Origin of the sequence: Mesorhizobium sp. M0243 (assembly GCF_040321775.1) — a bacterium.
Classification (GTDB): Bacteria; Pseudomonadota; Alphaproteobacteria; order Rhizobiales; family Rhizobiaceae; genus Mesorhizobium.
Genome location: NZ_JAMYSF010000004.1, coordinates 134,383 through 156,180, shown reverse-complemented (window position 1 = coordinate 156,180; position 21,798 = coordinate 134,383). Strand labels below are relative to the sequence as shown.

General features: G+C 61.5%; 20 protein-coding genes and 1 pseudogene. 10 read left to right on the top strand and 11 right to left on the bottom strand.

Annotated elements, in window-relative coordinates; translation table 11 throughout:
* The first annotated feature begins 123 nt into the window (after positions 1–123).
* Positions 124–552 (top strand): MarR family winged helix-turn-helix transcriptional regulator, encoded by a 429-nt coding sequence (locus NKJ11_RS06810; RefSeq protein ID WP_352610482.1) that lies wholly within the window; start codon positions 124–126, stop codon positions 550–552.
* Between the two features lie 96 nt (positions 553–648).
* Here NKJ11_RS06810 and NKJ11_RS06805 read toward each other — a convergent pair whose 3' ends face one another.
* From NKJ11_RS06805 to NKJ11_RS06775, 7 genes are all read right to left on the bottom strand, one after another.
* A complete protein-coding gene (locus tag NKJ11_RS06805; protein WP_352610483.1) occupies positions 649–1,431 on the bottom strand; it encodes an ABC transporter ATP-binding protein in 783 nt (260 codons plus the stop codon).
* A gap of 49 nt (positions 1,432–1,480) precedes the next feature.
* A complete protein-coding gene (locus tag NKJ11_RS06800; RefSeq protein WP_352553499.1) occupies positions 1,481–2,830 on the bottom strand; it encodes an ABC transporter substrate-binding protein in 1,350 nt (449 codons plus the stop codon).
* Positions 2,831–2,916: 86 nt separating this feature from the next.
* A complete protein-coding gene (locus NKJ11_RS06795; RefSeq protein WP_502905787.1) occupies positions 2,917–4,248 on the bottom strand; it encodes an ABC transporter substrate-binding protein in 1,332 nt (443 codons plus the stop codon).
* Complete coding sequence (locus NKJ11_RS06790) at positions 4,245–5,315, bottom strand: branched-chain amino acid ABC transporter permease (protein ID WP_352792944.1); 1,071 nt, start codon at positions 5,313–5,315, stop codon at positions 4,245–4,247. Before NKJ11_RS06790 ends, NKJ11_RS06795 begins: the two co-directional genes overlap by 4 nt.
* Positions 5,316–5,318: 3 nt before the next feature.
* Positions 5,319–6,200: a branched-chain amino acid ABC transporter permease gene (locus tag NKJ11_RS06785; RefSeq protein ID WP_023809823.1), complete on the bottom strand. Its 882-nt coding sequence runs from the start codon at positions 6,198–6,200 to the stop codon at positions 5,319–5,321.
* Positions 6,197–6,991 carry an ABC transporter ATP-binding protein gene (locus NKJ11_RS06780; RefSeq protein WP_031212725.1) on the bottom strand — a complete coding sequence of 265 codons (795 nt, stop codon included), beginning with the start codon at positions 6,989–6,991 and terminating at the stop codon, positions 6,197–6,199. Before NKJ11_RS06780 ends, NKJ11_RS06785 begins: the two co-directional genes overlap by 4 nt.
* A gap of 91 nt (positions 6,992–7,082) precedes the next feature.
* On the bottom strand, positions 7,083–8,516 hold the full coding sequence (locus NKJ11_RS06775) for an LLM class flavin-dependent oxidoreductase (protein ID WP_352759565.1): 1,434 nt from the start codon (positions 8,514–8,516) through the stop codon (positions 7,083–7,085).
* Positions 8,517–8,749: 233 nt separating this feature from the next.
* Here NKJ11_RS06775 and NKJ11_RS06770 point away from each other — a divergent pair, with 233 nt between their 5' ends.
* On the top strand, positions 8,750–8,926 hold the full coding sequence (locus NKJ11_RS06770) for a hypothetical protein (protein ID WP_352674774.1): 177 nt from the start codon (positions 8,750–8,752) through the stop codon (positions 8,924–8,926).
* A 71-nt stretch (positions 8,927–8,997) separates the two neighbouring features.
* On the opposite strand, the gene NKJ11_RS06765 is transcribed toward NKJ11_RS06770, so the two are convergent.
* The gene (locus tag NKJ11_RS06765; RefSeq protein WP_128303836.1) at positions 8,998–11,004 is read right to left on the bottom strand and encodes a putative bifunctional diguanylate cyclase/phosphodiesterase; all 2,007 of its coding nucleotides are present in this window, start codon (positions 11,002–11,004) and stop codon (positions 8,998–9,000) included.
* A gap of 292 nt (positions 11,005–11,296) precedes the next feature.
* On the opposite strand from NKJ11_RS06765, the gene NKJ11_RS06760 reads away from it, so the two are divergent.
* The 4 genes from NKJ11_RS06760 to ychF all read left to right on the top strand — a co-directional run bounded on the left by NKJ11_RS06760 (position 11,297) and on the right by ychF (position 15,166).
* On the top strand, positions 11,297–12,331 hold the full coding sequence (locus tag NKJ11_RS06760) for a class I SAM-dependent methyltransferase (RefSeq protein WP_352674771.1): 1,035 nt from the start codon (positions 11,297–11,299) through the stop codon (positions 12,329–12,331).
* Between the two features lie 249 nt (positions 12,332–12,580).
* A complete protein-coding gene (locus NKJ11_RS06755) occupies positions 12,581–13,222 on the top strand; it encodes a 50S ribosomal protein L25/general stress protein Ctc (protein ID WP_023809827.1) in 642 nt (213 codons plus the stop codon).
* Between the two features lie 23 nt (positions 13,223–13,245).
* Positions 13,246–13,971 (top strand): aminoacyl-tRNA hydrolase, encoded by a 726-nt coding sequence (pth, locus tag NKJ11_RS06750; RefSeq protein WP_352553450.1) that lies wholly within the window; start codon positions 13,246–13,248, stop codon positions 13,969–13,971.
* 91 nt (positions 13,972–14,062) lie between these two features.
* Positions 14,063–15,166, top strand: a complete 1,104-nt coding sequence (gene ychF / locus NKJ11_RS06745) for a redox-regulated ATPase YchF (protein ID WP_023809829.1) — start codon at positions 14,063–14,065, stop codon at positions 15,164–15,166.
* Between the two features lie 67 nt (positions 15,167–15,233).
* On the opposite strand, the gene guaD is transcribed toward ychF, so the two are convergent.
* Complete coding sequence (gene guaD / locus NKJ11_RS06740) at positions 15,234–16,598, bottom strand: guanine deaminase (RefSeq protein ID WP_023809830.1); 1,365 nt, start codon at positions 16,596–16,598, stop codon at positions 15,234–15,236.
* 136 nt (positions 16,599–16,734) lie between these two features.
* Here guaD and NKJ11_RS06735 point away from each other — a divergent pair, with 136 nt between their 5' ends.
* From NKJ11_RS06735 to NKJ11_RS06720, 4 genes and pseudogenes are all read left to right on the top strand, one after another.
* Positions 16,735–18,069: a uracil-xanthine permease family protein gene (locus NKJ11_RS06735; protein WP_023809831.1), complete on the top strand. Its 1,335-nt coding sequence runs from the start codon at positions 16,735–16,737 to the stop codon at positions 18,067–18,069.
* A gap of 236 nt (positions 18,070–18,305) precedes the next feature.
* A pseudogene (locus NKJ11_RS06730) lies at positions 18,306–18,917 on the top strand (CorA family divalent cation transporter); the annotation flags it as partial.
* A 127-nt stretch (positions 18,918–19,044) separates the two neighbouring features.
* Positions 19,045–19,521 carry a MaoC family dehydratase gene (locus NKJ11_RS06725; protein ID WP_352610485.1) on the top strand — a complete coding sequence of 159 codons (477 nt, stop codon included), beginning with the start codon at positions 19,045–19,047 and terminating at the stop codon, positions 19,519–19,521.
* Entirely contained in the window at positions 19,518–19,988 is a 471-nt protein-coding gene (locus NKJ11_RS06720) for a MaoC family dehydratase (protein ID WP_023809834.1), read from the top strand. The genes NKJ11_RS06725 and NKJ11_RS06720 overlap by 4 nt, the downstream gene beginning before the upstream one ends.
* Positions 19,989–20,033: 45 nt before the next feature.
* Here NKJ11_RS06720 and NKJ11_RS06715 read toward each other — a convergent pair whose 3' ends face one another.
* Together NKJ11_RS06715 and NKJ11_RS06710 are read right to left on the bottom strand one after the other, a co-directional pair.
* Entirely contained in the window at positions 20,034–20,579 is a 546-nt protein-coding gene (locus tag NKJ11_RS06715; protein WP_013529989.1) for an adenine phosphoribosyltransferase, read from the bottom strand.
* 9 nt (positions 20,580–20,588) lie between these two features.
* Positions 20,589–21,734, bottom strand: coding sequence for an alpha-hydroxy acid oxidase (locus NKJ11_RS06710; RefSeq protein WP_128303835.1), 1,146 nt, complete (start codon positions 21,732–21,734; stop codon positions 20,589–20,591).
* Positions 21,735–21,798 lie beyond the last annotated feature (64 nt).

The following is a 21,798-nucleotide window of genomic DNA, read 5'->3' as shown; positions in this document are numbered from 1 at the left end:
TAAACAATATCGCGATAACGATATAGCTAACGGAGCCCAAAACCCTTGTCTACAAAAATATGTATCGCGATATCATTTTTCGTGGTATCGAATTGATGCCCATATTGGCAAAAGGAATGCGCCGTGCCTCTCCCGTTGGACAATCAGCTCTGTTTCACGCTCTATGCCACCAGCATGGCGATCAACCGCACCTACAAGCCGATGCTGGACGAGATGGGCATCACCTATCCGCAGTACCTGGTGCTGAACGCACTTGGAGAGGCCTATGGGATGTCGGTCGGCACCATCGCCAACCGGTTGGCTTTGGAATCGAGCACCGTCACGCCGCTGGTGAAGCGAATGGAGCAAGCCGGGCTGGTGACCCGCCAGCGCAGCCAGACCGACGAACGCCAGGTGCAGGTCGACCTGACATCAGCCGGGCGCGCGCTGCTGGTCCAGTGCAACTGTCTGAACGAGACCTTGGTCGAACGCTCGGGCATGACGCTGGCCGAGCTCGATGCCTTGAACCGGCAGATCCAGGCGCTACGCGCCGCGTTGATCGGCGACCGGTAGCCGGCCCGGCCTTCTCGACGGTCGGACCTCACCCGCCGGCCTCTGCCCGCGAGATGCATCCTCGAAGACATTCGCGGATCGAACGCGACGACTGCGTCAGGGCGCGTCGCCCAGATAGATGCGGTGGAGATCGTCACGCGCTGCAAGGTCGGCCGCCGGCCCTTCGAGCGCCACGCGGCCGGTGTCAAGAACATAGCCGCGCTGTGCGTAGGCAAGCGAGAGAGCCGCATTCTGCTCCGCCAGCAGAAAGGCCGTCCCTTTCTCCCGGTTAAGGCGCGCGATGATCGCGAAGATTTCCTGAACGATGCGCGGTGCGAGCCCCATGGAGGGCTCGTCGAGCAGGACGAGCCTTGGTTGCGTCAACAACGCCCGGCCGATGGCCAGCATCTGCTGTTCGCCGCCGGACGCAAGCCCGGCATGCGTGCGCCGCTTGTCGCGCAGGCGTGGAAACCAGCCGTAGACGTCGTCGAGCTGACGCTGCAGCTCCTTGCGGCTTGGCCGGTGCAGAAATGCGCCGGTCAAGAGGTTCTCCTCGACCGTCAGATGCGAGAAGACATGGCGCCCTTCCATGACGTGGACGATGCCCCGCGTTGCCAGTCTGTTGGCCGCAAGCCCGAGAATATCCTCACCGTCGAGGCGAATATGCCCCCGGCCCACCTTGGCCCGATCGGCGCTGGCCAGGCCCGAAATCGCCTTGAGCACAGTACTCTTGCCGGCACCGTTCGCTCCAAGCAAAGCAACGATTTCGCCGTTGCCGATCGTCAGCGACACATCGGCGACGGCCAGAATGGCGCCCCCATAGACGACTTCGATGCCCGACACTTCGAGAAGGGTGTCCTGATCAGCCGCCGGGGCGACGGGCTTCGATGTCGTGGTCATGGCGTTTCTCCTTATCGTGGGAAACCGTCAAAGCGGCCGCCGCGTCCTGTCAGTTGCTGCCGATATCGCGGGGCGTAATTCCATGCTCCTTGGCATAGGCCTCGGATTTCGCGTCGATCAACGGACGCAGCGTTGTGCGATCGGCCTGCACCCAGTCGCTGACGAGAGACCATTTGGACCCGTTCCATTGCTGCACGCGCACCGCGCCGCCGCCCTCATGGTCCGCGGGCGTCAGTTGGAGGTTCTGCACCAGGCCTCGGAAACCTGCCCTTTCAAGGGCTGCGTCATCAAGCTTCAGGTGCTCCAGCGCCCACTGGCCTTCTTCTCCGGTGATCGGGCGGTTGCCGAACTTGGCCTGGGCCTGCCGAACGATCTCCACAGAGAGCAGGGCGCCGACGAGACCTGAATTGTAATAGACGCTGCCGAAGGCCTTGGTATCGCGCAGGTCGGACTTGCCGGCGTCGATGATGTCCTTCTTCAAACGCTCGTGGATCTTGAAGTCGGCGCCGGCCGGATAAGGCGTCAGCGCCAGATATCCCTTCGCCGCTTCGCCGGCCGGGATCACGTCTTCCTCGGACGAAGCCCAGACATCGCCGATGATGTGGTCGGCGGGAAAGCCGAAACGCACCGCGGTCTTGATGGCTACCGGCGTCGAAACCCCCCAGGTTCTCAGGAACACCCAGTCCGGCTTTGCTTCGCGGACCTGCCGCCACTGCGAGGATTGTTCGCTGCCCGGATCGGCAACGGGAATCTGGATATTCTCGAAACCGTATTTCTTTGCCAGAAGGGCGAGCGGATCAAGCGTCTCGCGGCCATAGGCGCTGTCATGGTAGACGGTGGCGATCTTCTTTCCCTTGAGCTTGTCGAAGCCGCCTTCGCGCTCGGCAACATAGTTCACGACCGCCGACGCCTCGCTGTAGAAGGTCACCATGACCGGAAAGATATAGGGGAACACACGCCCGTCGGTGGCCTCGGTGCGACCGTAGGCAAGTGTTACCAGCGGTATCTTGTCCGTGGCCGCGCGGTCGGAAAGCGCATAGGCGGCCGGCGCGCCGTTCGGGAAATAGGCGGCGACCGGAGCGCCGTTCAACCCGTGCTTGAAGCGCTCATAGCATTCGATGCCCTTTTCGGCCGTCCATTCGGTCTCGCATTCCTGCCAGACAATCTTGACGCCGTTTATGCCGCCTTCGACTTCGTTGATATAGCGGTAATAATCGATCTGCCCGGCCCAGATGGAAGCGCCCGACGCCGCATAGGGGCCGACGCGATAGCTGGCGATCGGGAAAAACTGTTTGTCGCTGTCGGGACCCGGCTGGGTTTCAACGGCCTTGGCTGCACTGGCAAGCAGCAGCAACGAAGTGGCAGCCGCCAGGGCAGCGCGCAAGAGCTTTTGGTGCATGGCGAGCTTTTGGTGCATGGTGAACTCCTGTTTCAGGCAAGGAGGGGCACGACGCCCCTCCCCCGGTGGGACTATCAAGTGGAATATCAATTGGTTTCGGTATCTGGCGTACGCGGTGCGATGCCGTGTTCCTTGGCATAGGCGGCGGCTTGCTGCTCGATCAGCGGCCGTAGCGCTTCGTGGTCGGCCTTGATCCAGTCGGTCTGGAGAACCCACTTCTTGCTATCCCAGCTCTGGATGCGGGCAGCGCCGCCGCCTTCATGGTCAAGCGGCGTGATCTGGATCGGCTGCAGCAGGCCGACAAAGCCGATCTCCTTGAGACGGTTTTCGTCGATGGTCAGATGCTCGAAGGCCCACCGGCCTTCATCGCCATTCAGGGGACGAGCGCCAAACTTCTTGTAGCCGGTGCGGAGCGCCTCCACGGCGAGCGCGGCATTGACCAGACCGACATTGTAATTGACGGCGCCGAAATACTTCTGATCGCGCAGGTCGGACTTGCCGGCGTCGAGAATGAATTTCTTGAGCCGCTGATGGATCTCGAAATCGGCCCCCGCCGGATAAGGCGCAAGGGCGGAATAGCCGATCGCCGCCTTCCCGGCCGGGATGACGTCGGATTCGGAGCCGGCCCAGACGTCGCCGATGATATGATCGGCCGGAAAGCCGAAGCGGGCTGCCGTCTTGATGCCCACCACGGTGGAGACACCCCAGGTGCGCAAGAACACCCAGTCCGGCTTCAGCTCATGGACCTGGCGCCATTGCGGCGACTGTTCATTGCCTGGATCGGCGACGGGGATCTGGATGTTCTCGAAGCCGTATTTCTTGGCGAGCAGGTCGACAGCGGGCTGGGTGGCACGCCCATAGGCGCTGTCGTGATAGACGGTTGCTATCTTCAAGCCCTTGAGCTTATCGAACCCACCGACCTTGGACGCGATATAGTTGATGCCGGTCGAGGCCTGGCTGTAATAGCTGAACAGCAGCGGGAAGGCATACGGGAACACCCTGCCGTCGATGGATTCGGTGCGCCCACCGGCCGGATCGATCAGCGGGATCTTGTCGGCGGCAGCCTTCTCGAGCAGCGCATAGGTCGCGGGCGTGCCGTGCGTGAAGAAGAAAGCGATCGGCGAACCATCCTTGCCGCCCTTGACCCGCTCGTAGACCTCGACAGTCCGGTCCGGGCTCCACTCGGTCTCGAACTCTTCGTAGTTGAGTTTTATCCCGTCGATGCCGCCCTCGACCTCATTGATATAGCGGAAATAGTCCCTTTCGCCTGCCCACCAGAGTTCGCCCGAAGAGGCGTAGGCACCGACACGATAGGTCGGCAGCGGGATATATTGCGACACGTCCGCGGCGTTGAGCGTGGCGGGGCTCGCCACGAAGGCGCCACCCGCCAAAAGCGCGGCAATGATCAGTTTCTTCACGTCTGTCTCCTGATTTTGAGCCGCGCAAGGCGGCGATTGCCTAAATCTCCACGCTGTCTTTGCAGCAAGCGGGCTAGTCCCTCCGGTTCCTTGATGAGAAACCAGAGGATGAGGACCCCGAAGATCACCTTCTGGATGTTTTGAAGCAGTCCGGCGTCGACATGGCCGCCGAGCAGCCGCTGGAACAGCCAGTCGAGCGCCAGCGGCAACAGGCTGACGAAGGCGGCTCCGAAATAAGCGCCGCGAATGGTGCCCATGCCGCCAATGATGATGATGCAGAGTATCTGGTAGGATCGCGTCAGGCCGAAGCTCTGCACGCTGGCCGATCCGAGATACGCAAATGCCCAGAGTGCGCCCGCAATGCCCAAGATGAAGCTCGATACGGCGAAGGCCTGGAGTTTCGCGCGCAGGATCGGCACGCCGATCACGGCCGCTGCCGTATCCATGTCGCGGATGGCCATCCAGTTGCGACCGGTCTGGCTGCGCACGAGATTGTAGGAAAGCCAGGTCAGCACGGCGACGCTGGCGAGCGTCAGGTAATAGCGTCCGTGCGGGCTGTTGAGATCGATGCCGAAGACGGACAGACCCGCTGGAAGCGAGATCGTGGCGGACGGATCACCGTTGTAGAACCACGGAAATTTGAGAAACAGCCATTCGAAGAAGAACTGCGCGGCAAGCGTGCTGACGATCAGATAGAAACCCTTGATGCGGGTCGAGGGAAAGCCGAAGGCGAACCCGACCGCGCCGGCGACGATGCCGGAAGCTATCAGCGCGAATGGCAGCGGCAGTTCGGGCAGCCGCAGCTGGAAGGCAAATGCCGCATAGGCGCCCACCATCATGAACGCACCGGCGCCGAGCGATATCTGGCCGGCATAACCCGTCAAAAGGTTAAGGCCGAGACCTGCCAGCGACAGAATAAGGAACGGCACGGCGATAGCATTGATCCAGTATTCCGTGGCGAGGAAAGGTAGGGCAACAATGAGGGCAGCTGCGGCTATGCCGGCCAGTGTCCGGGTGCTTGCGCCCTCGCCTATGCCGCCGGTAAGCCGGAGTTCAATATCGGACATGATTCAGACTCTTTCGATTTTCTGTTCGCCAAACAGACCGGCGGGGCGGATGAAGAGGAAGGCGAGCGCCAGCGCATAGGCAAACCAGGGCGTGATGCCGCCGCCGAGGAAGGGGCCGATATAGGTTTCGGCTAGGCTTTCCGTTGCACCGACAACGAGCCCGCCGACGATGGCGCCGGCAATAGAGGTGAAGCCGCCGATGATGAGCACCGGCAGGGCCTTCAGCACCACCAGCGACAATGAGAACTGCACGCCCTGGCGGGCGCCCCAGAGCAGACCGGCCACAAGCCCGACGAGCCCCGCAATGGTCCAGACGATCTGCCAGATGCGGTTGACATCGATGCCGATGGAGAGAGCGGCGCGAGTATCGTCGGCCACGCCCCTGAGCTCAACTCCGAGGCGGGTCTTGTTGAACAGCAGCGACAGGGCCACCACCAGGACGAGCGCGACTGCGGCGGCGGTGAGATCAAACTGGCTGATCATGATGTCACCGAGGAAGATCGGCAGATCCTCGATGCCGAGATCGAGCGCCCTGACCTGCGACCCCATGAGCCCTTGGGCTGTCCCTTCGACGATGTAGGCCAGCCCGAGCGTCGCCATGAACAGCGTCATCGGGCTGCGGTTGACGAGCGGGCGCAGGATCAGCCTCTCGATCCCGACTGCCATCAGCGCAAGCACGACCACCGTGATCGCCAGCGCCACCAGCACCGGCACACCCTGATCGGTCAGCGACACGAAGGTCAGGGCTGCAAACAGCAGGATGGACCCCTGCGCGTAGTTGAAGACGCCGGAGGCCTTGTAGATAAGCACGAAGCCGATGGCGACGAGCGAGTACATCGTGCCCGCCAGCAGGCCGCCGATGAGGGTTTCGAGAAACATGTTCATGCGGCGATCTCAACCTTGTCGTGGCCCAGATACGCGGCGATGACCTCGGGATTGTCGCGAATGGTATCCGGCGCGCCATCGGCCAGCTTGCGCCCGTAATCGAGCACGACGACATGGTGAGCGAGCTTCAGCACGATGCCGATATCGTGCTCGATCAGCACGATCGTCAGCTTCAGGTCGCGGTTCAGCCTGGCAATGATCTGCGCGATTTCCTGTTTCTCGGCGCTGTTCATGCCTGCCAGCGGTTCATCGAGAAGCAGCAGGCGGGGAGCCGCGACAATGGCGCGCGCTAGTTCGACCTTCTTCTGCACGCCGTAGGGCAGCAAGGCCACGGTGGTCTCGGCATGCCGCTCCAGATCGAAGAGGCGCAGGACTTCATGGGCGCGCTCGCGGAAACGGCGCGCCTCGGCGCGTGCGCGCGGCAAAAGCAGTGCTTCTTCCAGGAGCGTTGCGCGAGCATGCCTGGACAGGCCGGCAATGACATTGTCGGCGACACTCATTCCCGAAAACAGCGCGTTGTTCTGGAACCCGCGGCCGATGCCGCGGCGCGCGGCCTCCAGCGGCTGCATCCGATGGAAATGTTCGCCCTCGAAGATGATCTCGCCTGAATCGGGAACATAGACGCCGTTCAGTATGTTCAGCAGCGAGCTTTTTCCCGCCCCATTCGGGCCGATCAGGGCGCAGATTTCCTGAGGCGCCACCTCGAAACTTAGATCGGAGATCGCCTTCACGCCTTTGAATGCGAGGGAGATGTTCTTGACTTCCAATGCGGGTGCGGATGGCGTTGTCATGAATTCAGCGCTCCATGGTGGCTAACAGAGGCAAAGTCCGACGGTCCGGCGGCGCGGGCCGCTTTCCCTTCGGCGCCGTGCAGGGATGATGTCAGGCCGGTTCGGATTGGCGGGCGTGCCCTTCGGTCAAGGTTGATTGCGCCGCGGCCTCGTCGCGCTTGACGCGTTCGATGTCGCGGAAGCGATGGGCCGGATGGTTTGCCGGCAGATAGGGGCCTTCGCCGAACAGCTTTTCGCGCAGTGTGCCCTCGCGATACTGCGTCGCGTAGACCCCGCGCTTCTGCAGTTCCGGCACGACGTATCCGATGACGTCGGCAAAGCTGTCATGCGCCAGCGCATAAGCCAGGTTGAAGCCGTCGATGTCGGTTTCCTCGACCCACTCCTGCAGAAGATCGGCGATCGTCGATGGCGATCCCACGAAAAGCGGCCCGAGACCGCCAATGCCGCCCCATTTTGCAAGCTCTTCGATGGACCAGACCTTGTCGCCTCCGGCCAGATGCTCGACGGCGGAGATGATCGCGTTTGTCTTGACCTTCTTGACCGTATCCGTCGGTTTGTAGTGTCCGAAATCGATGCCGGTCCAGCCAGACATCAGGACCAGGGCGCCGTCATAGGAGGCGTGGTTCGCGTAATCCTGATATTTAGCCCGTGCCTTTTCGTCGGTTTCATCGACGATGATGGTTGCCATCGCGTAGATCAGCACCTTTTTCGGATCGCGACCCTGCTCGGCGGCGCGCTTGCGGATTTCCGCGACATAGGCGCGGGTGGCATCCTTCAGAGGCGTCGAGATGAACACGCATTCGGCGTGGCCGGCGGCGAACTGCTTGCCGGCACCCGAGGCGCCGGCCTGGAAGAGAACGGGCGTACGCTGTGGCGAAGGTTCGCATAGGTGAAAGCCCGGCACATCAAAATATTTTCCCTTGTGGCCGATCTCGTGGATTTTTGTCGGATCGGCAAATATCCCGCGCTCCTTGTCGCGCAGCACGGCTCCCTCTTCCCAACTGCCCTCGAACAGCTTGTAGAGGACTTCGACATATTCGGTTGCAACGTCATAACGATTGTCGTGGCTGCGCAGCCCGCCCTGGCCGATGTTCTTGGCCCCGCTCTCCAGATAGGACGTGACGATGTTCCAGCCGATACGGCCCTTGGTATGGTGGTCCGCCGTCGAGAGGCGGCGTGCGAAGGTGTAGGGATGCTCAAAGCTCGTCGAAGCCGTGATGCCGATGCCGAGATGTTTGGTGGCCAAGGCGATCGGGTTGGCGAGCTGCAACGGATCGTTCACCGGGATTTGCACGCCTTGCAGCAACGCATTGTCGAGGTTGCCCTTGTAGACATCATAATAGCCGATCACATCGGCGATGAAGACGGAGTCGAAGAATCCGGTCTCCAAAAGCCTGGCGAGATCTGTCCAATACTCCAGATCCTTGTAGTCCCAGGACCGGTCACGCGGGTGGCGCCAGAGGCCAGGCGACTGGTGACCGACGCAGTTCATTTCGAAGGCATTGAAGCGGATGGTCTTGCTCATTGTCGGTTCCGGAATCCTGCAAGCAATCGTGGTTGAGCTGGCAGGGTAGGGCCGGGAGCCAAATATCAAAGTAAATATATGGTTTTAATAGACTAATCTAGGGAATAGCATTCCTCGATCGAGCCGTTTCGCGGAAGCAAGGTGTTTGCGCGAGATCCCCATCAGGAAAAAGTAGACGCAATCACCTTGCCGCCGGTGGCGATCTTGACCCGGTCCGCCAAGCGGATGGTGCGATGATCCTGACGGCGATGGTCGGGCTGATCTGGCGCCGGCCTTCTCCACGTGGTCGTCTTTGGTGCCGGGCCGCGTCTCGACATCCGCCGCGGCTCAGCCCGCTGACGGTGTTCCTGCCGAATATGAAGCAGGCCAGAAACTGGAAGCCGGCGCGGCGCTCAGGTGAAGTCAGCTAGACTTCGGCTTTTGGCCCGTCGCGGCCAAATAGCGGCCTAAGCTCTAAGCCAAATGCCACCGCCCACACGTATCATGCGGACTTAAGCACGGCAAATGACCGTTTGCGCATGGCCCGCTTTGCCTGGAAACTGACGGCGGGAGCGGGGCGGCCGACATGGAAGCCCTGGATCTTGTCTATGCCGAATTCGCGCATCAAGACCATCTGCTCGTCGGTTTCCACCCCTTCGACCAGGATCTTGTGGCCGCGATTTCGGACCAGGGTGATAATGTCCTGCAGCATTGCCTTGCCGCTCGGGGAACTGCAGTCGTGAAGAAACGAGCGGTCGATCTTCACCGTATCGAAATCGATCAGGCGAAGCCACGAAAGGCCCGCGAAGCCCGTCCCGAAATCATCGAGCCATATCTTGATCCCGAGCAGCTTCAGGTCGCTGATGCAGCGCAGGATGTCCGAATGCATCTCCATCTCCAGCCCTTCGGTGATCTCGAAGGCCAGTCTGCTGCCGGCGACGCGGGTCTCGCCCAGAATGGTCGCAACAGACGTTGCGAAGCCCGGTGTCTTAAGCTGGATCGGGGAGACGTTGACACTGACGACATGGACGTGATCGTCTGCCAGGAGCTCGGCGCACACTGTCCTTATCGCCCAGCGCCCGAGTTCCAGGATCGCGCCGGTTCGTTCGGCGACGGGAATGAACAGGCTGGGCGGAACCGATGTGCCGTCCAGCATCTTGAGGCGCATCAGAGCCTCTACCGCTTCAACCCGGTCCGATTTGACATCCTGGATGGGCTGGTAAACGAGTGAAACGAGATTCTGGCCGATCGCTATCTTCAGCAAGGCCGCAATGTTCTCACTCTCGTCGCTGCTTTGCGGATCGGTTGGATCGAACAGCCGGGCACAATTTCGGCCGCCGGCTTTTGCCAGATAGAGAGCGCGATCGGCCTCGTGGATGATCTTCTCCAGCTTGGCCCCGGTCTGCGTCCTGGTGAATGCGGCGCCAACGCTCACCGTTACGATCGAGACGCCGTCGCGCCGGAGCTCGTGGGTAAGCGCCAGGTTCTCCACCGTGCTGCAAATGGCTTCGGCGATGTTCAGGATCTGCTCTTTTGTCTCCATGCGCGCCAGGACGATGAACTCTTCGCCGCCGTAGCGGCCTATGGAACCATTATACTGTTTGATCATCTCGCTCAGGGCATTGGCGACATGGATCAGGCAGCGGTCGCCTTCCTGATGGCCGTAGCAGTCGTTGAATTTCTTGAAGAAGTCCACGTCGATGAGGATCGCCCCGAAGCTGGTGCCGACCTTTTGCCAATCGCTCCAGTAGTCCCGCAGCTTCTCGTCGATCGCGCGCCGGTTCTCCAGACCTGTAAGCGGATCGGTCCGCGACAATCTCAGCAGGGCCTTGCCGCGTTCGGTCGCCTCATTGTGCTGGATCTTGGCTTCCAGGGCATTCAGAAAGACGTTGTAGCGTTCCTCATTTAGTTTCCAGTTAACATACGAGGTGAACGTAAAACAAGAAACATAGAAAGCCCCAAAAACCATTTTGTATGTGAGGGTTGAAGGAACAAAGTAGTTTACAATGTAAAGTATACATAAAATTATTGCGGAAGTTACGATAGAAAGCTTGAAATTGAACGTAAAGAAAAGATTGGCGCTCATCATGAATATGGTCCCAAAGACCATATAGTAAGAGACACTTTCCTTGTCCGCGCCCATAATCGCCGGACACAGCCAACCAACATAGCCAAAGATAATGGCCCCGGCGCAGGTCACGTCGAGCCATTCCGTCCCGACGCCATGGCGAAGCTGCGCTTCCAGGATCAAAAGCGCGCTCAATCCGACCGTGAAGCGCGCCGTGATCGTATAGGCGGCCACATCCGGGATCAGCAGCAGATCGGTTGCCGAAAACAAGAGATAGATCGCAACCGCGATCCAAAGCCCTGGCCTGGCTTCCCCTCTTCGCGTCGCCTGCGCTTCCGTGCGGTAAAGGGTGCGAAGCTCGTCGGCCCCCAGTTCGTAGCGCGGCTCGTACGGCTCCGCATCAACCGCATCGACCAATACGGATGACAGGTGTTCGTTCATCACAATAGACCCCGTTTGAAAGGGATTTTGTTTCCCGAACTCATTTCCAGCTTCTGCCCCCACGCGGGCCGGCTCCTTGGACGCGACGGCGATTGCGACGCCGGGCAAACAAATGCAATCGCGCAAGACAAGTTTCCGTTAACTCGAACCCGGAATTAGGGCCGAAAGCCGTCTAAAGAGGAACATGGTTGGCGGGAAATTAATCATAACGATAAAATGCCGTCGGCTCGACATTGGCAAAGGGAGCATTCTACGCAATAAGTTAACCGACTGTTAACTATGGAGTGATGGCGTGCAGACCGTTCTTGATGGCAAAAGCTTGATTACTGCCGAGATGCTCGCCGGCACGCTGCCTCGGGGAAAGCTCGAGCATCATGGCGAAGCGTTCGAAACCGCTCGCGCGGAGCTGGCCCTCATTCTCCACGCGACACAGCAGCAGGTCGAACAGGACAAGAACCCGGCCGAGATCGTCGGTCGCTTGCTGTCCTTCCTCAATGGCCTGCATTCCAAAGTTCATCCCGACGTCTGGCATGCGTTGATACCGGTTGCGCAGAACCATCCGATCCTGAAGTATTTTCTCGAGGATCCGCTGACGCACTGGTCCTTCACCAAGCCCAGGGGCTATTCCGGCGACGCGCAGTTGCTTGATTACATTTATTGCGATCCGCATGTGGCAGAGAGCGTGGCCAGCGCCTCGGAGGTCGGCAAGGCCCTGTACAGCCATACCCAGAACGTACCGTCATGCGTCGCCGCACGGGAGCGGCGCGATCTCTTGACCCGATACGTCGATCAGATCGCAACCAAGAACGGACCGGAAACCGAGGTCCTGGCGATCGCGGCCGGCCATTTGCGGGAAGCCAATCGTTCGGTCGCCTTGGCGGAGGGCCGGCTCAAGCGTTGGGTAGCGCTCGATCAGGACCCCCAGAGCGTTGGGCTGATCGCGCGCGATTTCCAGGGCACCGCGGTCGAAGCCATCGACGGCTCGGTGCGGACCGTGCTCACGCGGGGTCACAAGCTTGGCAAGTTCGATTTCGTCTATGCCTCCGGCCTTTATGACTACCTCGCCCACAACGTCGCGGTGAAACTCACGAAGACCTGCCTGCAGATGTTGAAGCCGAACGGGACGTTCCTGTTTGCCAACTACGCCGAGGGCACGCCTGACGCCGGCTACCGGGAGACATTCATGGACTGGGTGTTGCTGCTGCGGTCGGAGGTCGATATGTGGAACATCGTCAATGCCAGCGTCGACCGCAACGCCGTCGAGGCGCAGGTGTTCTTCGGCGAGAACCGCAACGTGCTTTATGCCGTCATCGAAAAGCGCGGATAGCGACCGCCTGGACTGCACCAGGCCGGGCGTGCCTTTGGCTTGCACCTCCGGCCGCCTTCCGCTATAGAGCCGCCACCCGCGTAGACACCCTTGGAGGCAACGCGGCGGAAGGCCGCCTTCCCGCATGATCCCGAAAAGTGGATTCCGGTTTTCGGACCAGATCATGCATGGGCATGTCGGCTTTCGACGTTTACGGTCCAGGCACTCTGCCCACCGTGAGCGCTCCAGAACAAACCGAAAGGAAATGCCATGAGCCACGACACTTACGAGCTCAAGGCCGAAGCACGCGAACAGGTCGGTAAGGGGTCCGCCCGTGCAGTTCGCCGCAACGGTAAAGTGCCTGCAGTAATCTATGGTGACAAGCAGCCTCCCCTGGCTATCGCGCTCACCTACAAGGACATCTACTACAAGATCCATGGCGGCGGGTTTCTGACCACGATCGCCACGATCGATGTCGACGGCAAGAAGATCCAGGTCCTGCCGAAGGACTTCCAGCTCGACCCGGTCAAGGATTTCCCTGTCCATGTCGACTTCCTGCGCATCGGCAAGGACACCCAGGTCAATGTCGACGTGCCTGTCCACTTCATCAATGAAGACAAGTCGCCCGGCATCAAGCGCGGCGGCGTGCTCAACATCGTGCGTCACGAAGTCGAGTTCCACTGCCCGGCCAATGCGATCCCGGAGTTCATCACCGTCGATCTCACCGGCGCCAACATCGGCGACTCGATCCACATCTCGGCGGTCAAGCTGCCGGCTGGCGTCAAGCCTGTGATCTCCGACCGCGACTTCACCATCGCGACCATTGCCGGTTCGTCGGCGATGAAGCCGGAGACGGAAGAGACGGCTGAAGCGGCTGCACCTGAAGCGGCTCCTGCCGCCGAAGAGAAGTAACTCTTTCCCGCCCGGAGCAGACGATGCTTGTCTTTGCAGGCCTCGGCAATCCGGGCGCGAAATACGCCAGCAACCGCCACAATGTCGGTTTCATGGCGGCGGACGCAATCGCCCGCCGCCATTCCTTTTCGCCCTGGACGAAGAAATTCCAGGGCCTGATTTCTGAAGGCACGCTCGGCGGCGAAAAAATCGTCCTGATCAAGCCGCAGACCTTCATGAACCTGTCCGGCCAGTCGGTCGGCGAAGCACTGCGCTTCTACAAGCTCGAGCTTTCCGCGCTCACCGTCTTCTATGACGAGATCGACCTTGCCGAAGGCAAGCTGCGCATAAAGACTGGCGGCGGTGCCGGCGGCCATAACGGCATTCGCTCGATCGACGGCCATGTCGGCAACGCCTATCGCCGCGTACGCATCGGCGTCGGCCATCCCGGCGTCAAGGAAATGGTCCAGCACCATGTGCTCGGCGATTTCGACAAGGCCGACCGCGAATGGCTCGAACCGCTGCTCGACGCGATCGCCGACAACGCCGCCATGATCGCCAAGGGCGACGAGTCCGGCTTCATGAACAAGACCAGCCTCGCCGTCCAGGGCAAGGCCGGCTCGCAACCGGAAAAGCCGGCACCGAAGCAGCCGGCGCAGAAGCAGCAAAGTCACGTCCGCCAGGCACGGCCGCAGCAGGTGCCAGCCAAGCTGCCGGAAAGCGGTCCAATGGCCGCCATGCTGAAGAAGCTGTTCGGCGGCAAGGACTGAGCATCAAGGGGACCGAAGGGCTTGACGTTGATCACCCCTATCGCCCATAGCCCTGATCAAATTTCTATTTTCCCGATAGGACCGAACAAAAATGGGTTTCAAATGCGGCATCGTTGGCTTGCCCAACGTCGGCAAGTCGACGCTTTTCAACGCGTTGACCAGAACGGCTGCGGCGCAAGCCGCCAACTATCCATTCTGCACCATCGAACCGAACACCGGCGAGGTGGCGGTGCCAGATCCGCGCCTGCAGAAGATCGCCGCGATCGCCAAGTCGAAGGAGATCATCCCGACCCGCATATCCTTCGTCGACATTGCCGGTCTGGTGCGCGGTGCCTCGAAGGGCGAAGGGCTGGGCAACCAGTTTCTCGCCAACATCCGTGAGGTCGACGCCATCGTGCATGTGCTGCGCTGCTTCGAGGATGACGACATCACCCATGTCGAGGGCCGCATCGACCCCGTCGCCGATGCCGAGACGGTCGAGACCGAGCTGATGCTCGCCGACCTCGACAGCCTCGAACGCCGCATCGTGCAATTCCGCAAGCGCGCCGGCAGCAAGGACAAGGAAGCGACGACCGTGCTGCCGCTGATGGAGGCAGCGCTCGAACTGCTGCAGGCCGGCAAGCCGACCCGCATTCTGCTCAAGGGTATTTCGCCCGAAGATTTGCGCATCCTGCAGGGCTTGAACCTTCTGACCTCGCATCCCGTGCTCTATGTCTGCAATGTCGCCGAGGCCGACGCCGCCACCGGCAACGAGCACACCAGTGCCGTGGAAAACATGGCCACCGCCCAAGGCGCCGGCACCGTGGTGATCTCGGCGGCGATCGAGGCGGAAGTCGCCCAGCTCTCCGACGAGGAAGAAATGGAATTCCTGTCGTCGCTGGGCCTCGACGAACCCGGCCTGAACAAGGTCATCCGCGCCGGCTACGACCTGTTGCATCTCATCACCTATTTCACCGCCGGGCCGAAGGAGACGCGCGCCTGGACCATCCATAAGGGCGACAAGGCGCCACAGGCCGCCGGTGTCATCCACACCGATTTCGAGCGCGGCTTCATCCGCGCCCAGACCATCTCCTACAACGACTTCGTCACACTGGGCGGCGAAGTGGCGGCCAAAGAAGCCGGCAAGGCGCGCGACGAAGGCAAGGAATATGTCGTCCAGGACGGGGACGTGCTGTTGTTCAAGTTCAACACCTGATGTGACGGATGTCACGCCGCCGTGGCGGCGTGATCAGCGCCCTCTCCGGCTAGCCCGGGAAAACCAGCTATTGCCCAACTACCCTCCGGCCACTCACCCAGACCGTGGCGATGTTGGCCCGCGCTGCGTTGAGCACGATCTTCTGGAATATCTCCTCAAGCGTATCGTCGGCCATGCCGATGTGGATGTTCGATGCCCTGGCGCTGGTGTCGATCAGCAGCGCGTCAAACTCATAGCCGACGCGAAAATTGCCCGTCGGCAGATCAAGTGCTTCCGCACCGCCGGCGGTCGCCAGCCAGAACGCCTCCTGGTGCGTGATGGGTTCGCCGGGCGCACCGCGTTGCTCCGGCGGCAGGCCGGCATGCACACCGCTTTGCAGCGTCCTCGACGCTGACAATGCATGTCGGCAGCCATCGAACAGTGACGGGCTGTAGCCTCCGGAAATGTCGGTTCCGAGCCCGACGTGCATGTGCCGGTCAAGTGCTGCGCGCAGCGGAAATGCGGCATTGGCGAAATAGAAATTGGACAGCGGGCAATGGGCAACAGCCGCGCCCCTCTCCTCTATGAGGTCCATATCCTGCTCATCGATGAAATTCGAATGCGCCAGGATCGTATGCCGGGTGAGCAGGCCGAAACCATCAAGGCTTGCCGCATCGGTGCGGCCGAAGCGCGTCTCGACGAACTGCTTTGCCCAGTCGCTCTCCGAGCAATGCGTCTGCACGTGGCAGCCGAATTCGGTTGCCAGCTCGCCGAGTCCTTGCAGCGCCGCATCCGTGCAGCTTGGGATGAAGCGCGGTGTGATCGCCGGCTGGACGAGCGGCCTGTCGCGCGGATCCAGCGACTTGACCGCCTCGATGAACCGTCTGGTGTCCGATACCGCGCTTGCCGCATCGGCATCGCGGTAGAAAGGTGGACACTGCTCTGGATCGTCCATTACCACCTTGCCGACGAGCGCGCGTTGACCCTTCTCAAGACAGGTCTCGGCAAGCGCCAGGCTCGCGTCAACATGGACCGTGGCGAAATAGAGCGCCGTGGTGGTTCCGTTGGCCAGCAGGTTATCGACCAGATCGGCATAGACCTCGCGGGCATAATCGACATCCGCATAGCGGGCTTCGAGCGGAAAGGTGTATTTCTGCAGCCAGACTTCGAGCGGCACATCCAGCGCCTTGCCCATCTGCGGCCATTGCGGCGCATGGATATGCAGGTCGATGAGACCGGGCAGCAGGAATTGGCCATTGGCAAGCTCAACAAGCGTGCCCGCCAGGCGGGCAGCGTTCTGCCTGACCTCGTACTCGCGATGATCCGGCGCCAGCATTTCCGCGATGCGCCCCTGTGCATCGACGCTGAACAGATGGTCCTTCAGCACCTCCAGCCTGCCGCGTTGGGGCGTGTGGAAGGCGGTGCCGAGCAGCGTGAAGGGTTCTCTCGTCATTGCGGCTCCGGTTTGGCTAACGGTCTGCTTGGCCTACAAAAAAACAGTTGGCAAATGTTGTGGCCGCTGTCCTTCGGCACCGACTGATCCCATGATCGAGCGGGAATTTCCAGAGGGGTCAGAAGGGGAACGGTACATGGAACGCGTTGCGTCAGAGATCACATTGATTGCCCAACCGGACGATCCGCTGCCATGGGGCAAGGCAGCGCTGCTCGGCCTCCAGCATGTACTGGCGATGGACGTCTACATCGTGCCGTTTATCATCGCATCGGTGCTCGCCTTCAGCGTCGGCGATGCCGGCGCCTTTATCCAGTCCGCATTCGTGGCCGCAGGCATTGCCACACTGATCCAGTCGCAGCTTTTGATGCGGCTGCCGGTCGTCCAGGGGCCGTCCTTCGTCCCGATCGGCGCGGTGCTGGCCATCGCCTTCGGAGCAGGCGGCGGCGTTGGCGGTCTCTCCGCCGTGGTCGGAGCGCTCATTCCGGGCGCCATACTGGTCATCCTGCTCGGTTCGCCGACAAGAATCTTCCATCGCCTCGTCAACCGCTTCGTACCGCCCATCGTCGGCGGTGCGATCATCATCGTCGTCGGCGTCGCCTTGATGCCGGTGGCGCTCAAGGAGAGCGTGTTCGCGGTCCACGGCACCGCCACGGTCGGCGGCAACATCGTCCTCGCTTTTATCGCCGCTGCCTTCCTCGTCGGCTGCATGCTGACCGGCATGGCACTTGGCGCGAAGGGCGCCTGGCTGCGCCTGCTGTCCGTGATCATCGCCCTGGTGGCAGGCAGCGTGGCCGCCGCCTTCATGGGCCAGTTGAACATGGCGGGCGTTGCGGACGCGACATGGTTTTCCATGCCGCGAATCGCCTTCCTCAATCTCGACGTGACGTTCTCGCTGTCGGCGACACTGACGATGCTGATCGTCTATATCGTCGTTCTCGCCGAAACCACCGGCACCTGGTTCGCCGTCGGCGCCGTCATCGACAAGCCGCTGTCGGACGAGCAGCTCGACAAGGGCGCGACAGGTGAAGGCCTCGGCTGCCTGGTCAGCGCGCTGCTGTGCAGCACCCCGGTGACCGGCTATTCGTCCAATGCCGGCATCATTGCCATCACCGGCATTGCCAGCCGCGCCGCCTTTGCCGCCGCCGGCATCTTCCTGGTGCTGTTCGGGCTGATCGGCAAGCTTTCGGCGGTCATCGCCTCGATACCGGGGCCTGTCATCGGCGGCGTTTTCGGCGTCCTCTGCGTCGTCATCGCCATGAACGGTTTCCGCGTCGTGCGCGGTACACCCCTGACCGAGCGCAACATGCTGGTCATCGGTCTGCCGATCCTGATGGCGCTGTTTGCCACGCTGGCGCCGCCGGATTTCGTCAAGACGCTCCCCGACCTCGTGCAGTACATCCTCGGCTCATCGATCGCCTTCGGCGCCGTCTGGGCCATCGTGCTGCACCAGATCCTGCCAAACTCCCGGTAGACGTATCCTAAGATGGCGGGCGGCAATGTGCCGTCCGCTATCTCTCTGCATCGTTGACAGCACTTGCCGTTGACCTGTTTTGCGGGCGGCATGGCCTGCCTTGACCTTGTCACATCACGGGTCTAATCGGCTGGGGCACGCGGTCGGCGCTTTCGGCGAAAGTGTCCGTCTCGTGCAATCCAACACGACGCGTCAATCCGAACGCACCCTTTGGCCCCAGCAAGGGATATCAGGCGATGATCAAGGCCTTCGTCGTGGACAATGACCGCCTGCGCGTCGTCGACGATCTCCTGGCAAACAGCGAGACCATCGTCTGGGCGGACCTGTTCAACCCGACAAAGGAAGAGGAAGCGACGATCGAGAGCTGGCTCGGCGTTGCCATTCCGACGCGCGAGGAGATGGAGGAGATCGAGATTTCGAGCCGCCTCTATGTCGAGGACGGCGCCTACTTCATGACCGCCACCCTGCCCGCCCAGACCGAGGTCGACGATCCCTTGATGTCGCCGGTCACCTTCGTGCTCGCCGGCACAAGGCTGATCACGGTGCGCTACCACGAGCCGAAGGCCTTCAAGACCTTTCCGCAGCGCGCCGAGAAGGTGGCGACCGGCTGCACCAGCGGCGACACCATCCTGATCGGCTTGCTGGAGGCGATCGTCGACCGTCTCGCCGACATTCTGGAACGCGCCGGCCGCGACATCGAGGCGATCTCGCGCGATATCTTCGAGGCGCGGTCGACCAAGGTTTCCAAGCGCAACCGTGATTTCCAGGAGTTGCTGAAAGCCATCGGCCGCAAGGAGGACATTGCCTCCTCGATCCGCGACAGCCTGATCTCGCCGCCGCGGCTGGCTCTGAGTGGCCCTGTCGATCGGCGGCCACAGGCTGGCGCAGTAAAAATCGCTTGACCAAATGAACGCCGGCCTGCATCCGGAAACCCCGATCCTGGGGATCTTGGGTCGACAAGCCGGATTCCAGACCATGACTGCAGAGATAAAAACATGGGCCTATGAGGACTTCGTCGAGGGCGCATCGATCGACCTCGGCTCGAAGCTCGTGAGTGCCGCCGAGATCGTCGAATTCGCCGGAGAATTCGACCCGCAGCCGATGCATCTCGACGAGGAAGCCGGCAAGGCCAGCATCCTCGGCGGGCTGGCAGCGTCGGGCTGGCACACCTGCGCAATGTTCATGCGCATGCTGTGCGATGCCTTCCTGCTGGACTCGACCTGCCAGGGCGCGCCCGGAGTCGATCAGGTCAAATGGAAGAAGCCGGTCCTGGCCGGCGACCAACTGACCGGCACCCTGATGGTTATTGCCAAGCGCCTGTCGAAATCGAAGCCGCAACTCGGCTTCGTCACCATGCGCAGCGAACTGTTCAACCAGCGTGGCGAAAGCGTCTTCGAGCTCGAGAACTCCGTCATGTTCCTCACGCGCGATGCCGCGGGGAGCCAAGCATGACACTGGACGAGTTCTTCCGTATCGGCACCACCGTCACGCTCGGCTCGCACTCATTCGAGCCCGAGGCGATCAAGGCCTTCGCCCGTAAGTACGACCCGCAAATCTTCCATATCGACGAGGAGGCCGCGAAGAAAAGTGTGCTCGGCGGCCTCTGCGCGTCCGGCTGGCACACGGCCGCGACCTGGATGAAACTCAATCTGGAAAACCGTATGGACGCCGAGATCGCTGCGTGGAGCGGTCCCGGTCCAGTGCCGGAATTCGGTCCCTCGCCCGGCTTCAAGAACCTGAAATGGCTGAAGCCGGTCTATGCCGGGCAAACCATCACCTTCACGCGCACCGCGCTGTCGCACCGCCCAATCGCCTCACGCCCCGGCTGGCGGCTGCTGGCGCTGCGTTCGGAAGCTTTCGATTCCACCGGCGACAAGGTGCTCGAGTTCGAAAGCGCCGTTCTGGTGAAGGCCGAGTAACGCCACTTTCCCTCTCCCTTCTTGTAGGAGAAGGGAGAGCACTCCTCAATGTCCTTCGAACCCTATCAGCGTTCTGACCGGCACACCGAGGGCTTCGAGCTTGGCGCGGCCGCCGAGGTCCGGCAGGTCGATGACAAAACAGGCAGCGAGGATGTCGGCGCCGATCTGGCGCAGAAGTTTGACCGCCGCCTCCGCGGTGCCGCCGGTGGCGATCAGATCGTCGACAAGGATCACCTTCTCGCCCGGAGCAACGCCGTCCTTGTGCATCTCCATCTCGTCCAGCCCATATTCCAGGCTATAGGCGACGCGCACCGTCTCGTAGGGCAGCTTGCCTTTCTTGCGGATCGGCACGAAGCCGGCCGAGAGCTGATGGGCGACGGCGCCGCCAAGGATGAACCCGCGTGCCTCGATGCCGGCGATCTTGTCGATCTTCTGGCCGGCATAGGGATGCACCAGTTCGTCGATGGCGCGGCGGAAGGCGCGCGCATTGCCGAGCAGCGTGGTGATGTCGCGAAACAGGATGCCGGGCTTGGGATAATCCGGAATGGTGCGGATCGCGGCGAGCAATGTGTCTTCGAGGGAGGATTTCATGGGTCGAGATTACCTGAAACGGAGGTTCTTGCGCGACAATTGTTCGATCGAACTGCAGCCCATCAGCTTCATGCCGCGTTCGATCTCGACCCGCATCTGCTCAAGCGCCCGTTCGACGCCGGGCTGGCCCGCCGCCGCGAGCGGGAACAGATAGTAGCGTCCGACGCCGACGGCCTTGGCACCCAGCGACAGCGCTTTCAGCACATGCGTGCCGCGCTGCACGCCGCCATCCATGATGACGTCGATCCTGTCGCCAACGGCGTCGACGATCTCGGCAAGCTGATCGAACGCCGCCCGCGAGCCATCCAGCTGCCGCCCGCCATGGTTCGACAGCACGATGCCGCTGCAGCCGATGTCGACGGCGCGTCTTGCATCCTCCACCGACATGACGCCCTTGAGGCAGAACGGACCCGACCAAAGCTTGACCATCTCGGCCACGTCGTCCCACGTCATCGACGGGTCTAGCATCTCGGTGAAGTAGCGGCTGATCGACATCGTGCCGCCGCCCATGTCGACATGCTCGTCGAGCTGCGGCAGCTTGAACCCCTCATGGGTGAAATAGTTGATCGCCCAGGCCGGCTTGAGCGCGAACTGTGCCATTCCGGCGAGATTGAGCTTGAAGGGAATGGCAAAGCCGGTGCGTTTGTCGCGCTCGCGGTTTCCCCCGGTGATGCTGTCGACGGTCAGCATCATCACCTCGACGCCGACCGCCTTTGCGCGCTGCATCATCGCCCGGTTGAGGCCGCGATCCCGGTGGAAATAGAACTGGTAGACCTGTGGGCTGCTGCTGATGCCGCGCGCCTCCTCGAGGCTGACGGTGCCAAGCGAGGAGACGCCGAACATGGTGCCGTATTTGGCGGCGGCCCTGGCGACCGCGCGCTCACCCTGATGGTGGAACAGGCGCTGCAAGGCGGTCGGCGAGCAATAGAACGGCATCGCCAGCTTCTGGCCCATGACCGTCACCGACATGTCGACCTCGCTCACTCCGCGCAGCACGTTGGGAACAAGGTCGCAGGTCTCGAAGCTTTCGGTGTTGCGGCGATAAGTGACCTCATCGTCGGCCGCGCCGTCGATGTAATTGAAGATCGGCCCGGGCAGCCGCTGCTGTGCCATCCGCCGGAAATCGGAAAAGTTGTGACAGTCGCTGAGCCGCATCATCGAATTCCAAAGGCCATGGCGGGACGAGCTTCTCGCCACCGTTCGATGCGTCGAATATCAA

Excerpts from the sequence above, each read along its gene's own strand:
- NKJ11_RS06805 (WP_352610483.1), bottom strand. The coding sequence starts at position 1,431 with ATGACCACGACATCGAAGCCCGTCGCCCCGGCGGCTGATCAGGACACC.
- NKJ11_RS06800 (WP_352553499.1), bottom strand. The coding sequence starts at position 2,830 with ATGCACCAAAAGCTCTTGCGCGCTGCCCTGGCGGCTGCCACTTCGTTG.
- NKJ11_RS06790 (WP_352792944.1), bottom strand. The coding sequence starts at position 5,315 with ATGTCCGATATTGAACTCCGGCTTACCGGCGGCATAGGCGAGGGCGCA.
- NKJ11_RS06785 (WP_023809823.1), bottom strand. The coding sequence starts at position 6,200 with ATGAACATGTTTCTCGAAACCCTCATCGGCGGCCTGCTGGCGGGCACG.
- NKJ11_RS06780 (WP_031212725.1), bottom strand. The coding sequence starts at position 6,991 with ATGACAACGCCATCCGCACCCGCATTGGAAGTCAAGAACATCTCCCTC.
- NKJ11_RS06775 (WP_352759565.1), bottom strand. The coding sequence starts at position 8,516 with ATGAGCAAGACCATCCGCTTCAATGCCTTCGAAATGAACTGCGTCGGT.
- NKJ11_RS06770 (WP_352674774.1), top strand. The coding sequence starts at position 8,750 with ATGATCCTGACGGCGATGGTCGGGCTGATCTGGCGCCGGCCTTCTCCA.
- NKJ11_RS06765 (WP_128303836.1), bottom strand. The coding sequence starts at position 11,004 with ATGAACGAACACCTGTCATCCGTATTGGTCGATGCGGTTGATGCGGAG.
- NKJ11_RS06755 (WP_023809827.1), top strand. The coding sequence starts at position 12,581 with ATGAGCCACGACACTTACGAGCTCAAGGCCGAAGCACGCGAACAGGTC.
- pth (WP_352553450.1), top strand. The coding sequence starts at position 13,246 with ATGCTTGTCTTTGCAGGCCTCGGCAATCCGGGCGCGAAATACGCCAGC.
- ychF (WP_023809829.1), top strand. The coding sequence starts at position 14,063 with ATGGGTTTCAAATGCGGCATCGTTGGCTTGCCCAACGTCGGCAAGTCG.
- guaD (WP_023809830.1), bottom strand. The coding sequence starts at position 16,598 with ATGACGAGAGAACCCTTCACGCTGCTCGGCACCGCCTTCCACACGCCC.
- NKJ11_RS06735 (WP_023809831.1), top strand. The coding sequence starts at position 16,735 with ATGGAACGCGTTGCGTCAGAGATCACATTGATTGCCCAACCGGACGAT.
- NKJ11_RS06725 (WP_352610485.1), top strand. The coding sequence starts at position 19,045 with ATGACTGCAGAGATAAAAACATGGGCCTATGAGGACTTCGTCGAGGGC.
- NKJ11_RS06720 (WP_023809834.1), top strand. The coding sequence starts at position 19,518 with ATGACACTGGACGAGTTCTTCCGTATCGGCACCACCGTCACGCTCGGC.
- NKJ11_RS06715 (WP_013529989.1), bottom strand. The coding sequence starts at position 20,579 with ATGAAATCCTCCCTCGAAGACACATTGCTCGCCGCGATCCGCACCATT.
- NKJ11_RS06710 (WP_128303835.1), bottom strand. The coding sequence starts at position 21,734 with ATGCGGCTCAGCGACTGTCACAACTTTTCCGATTTCCGGCGGATGGCA.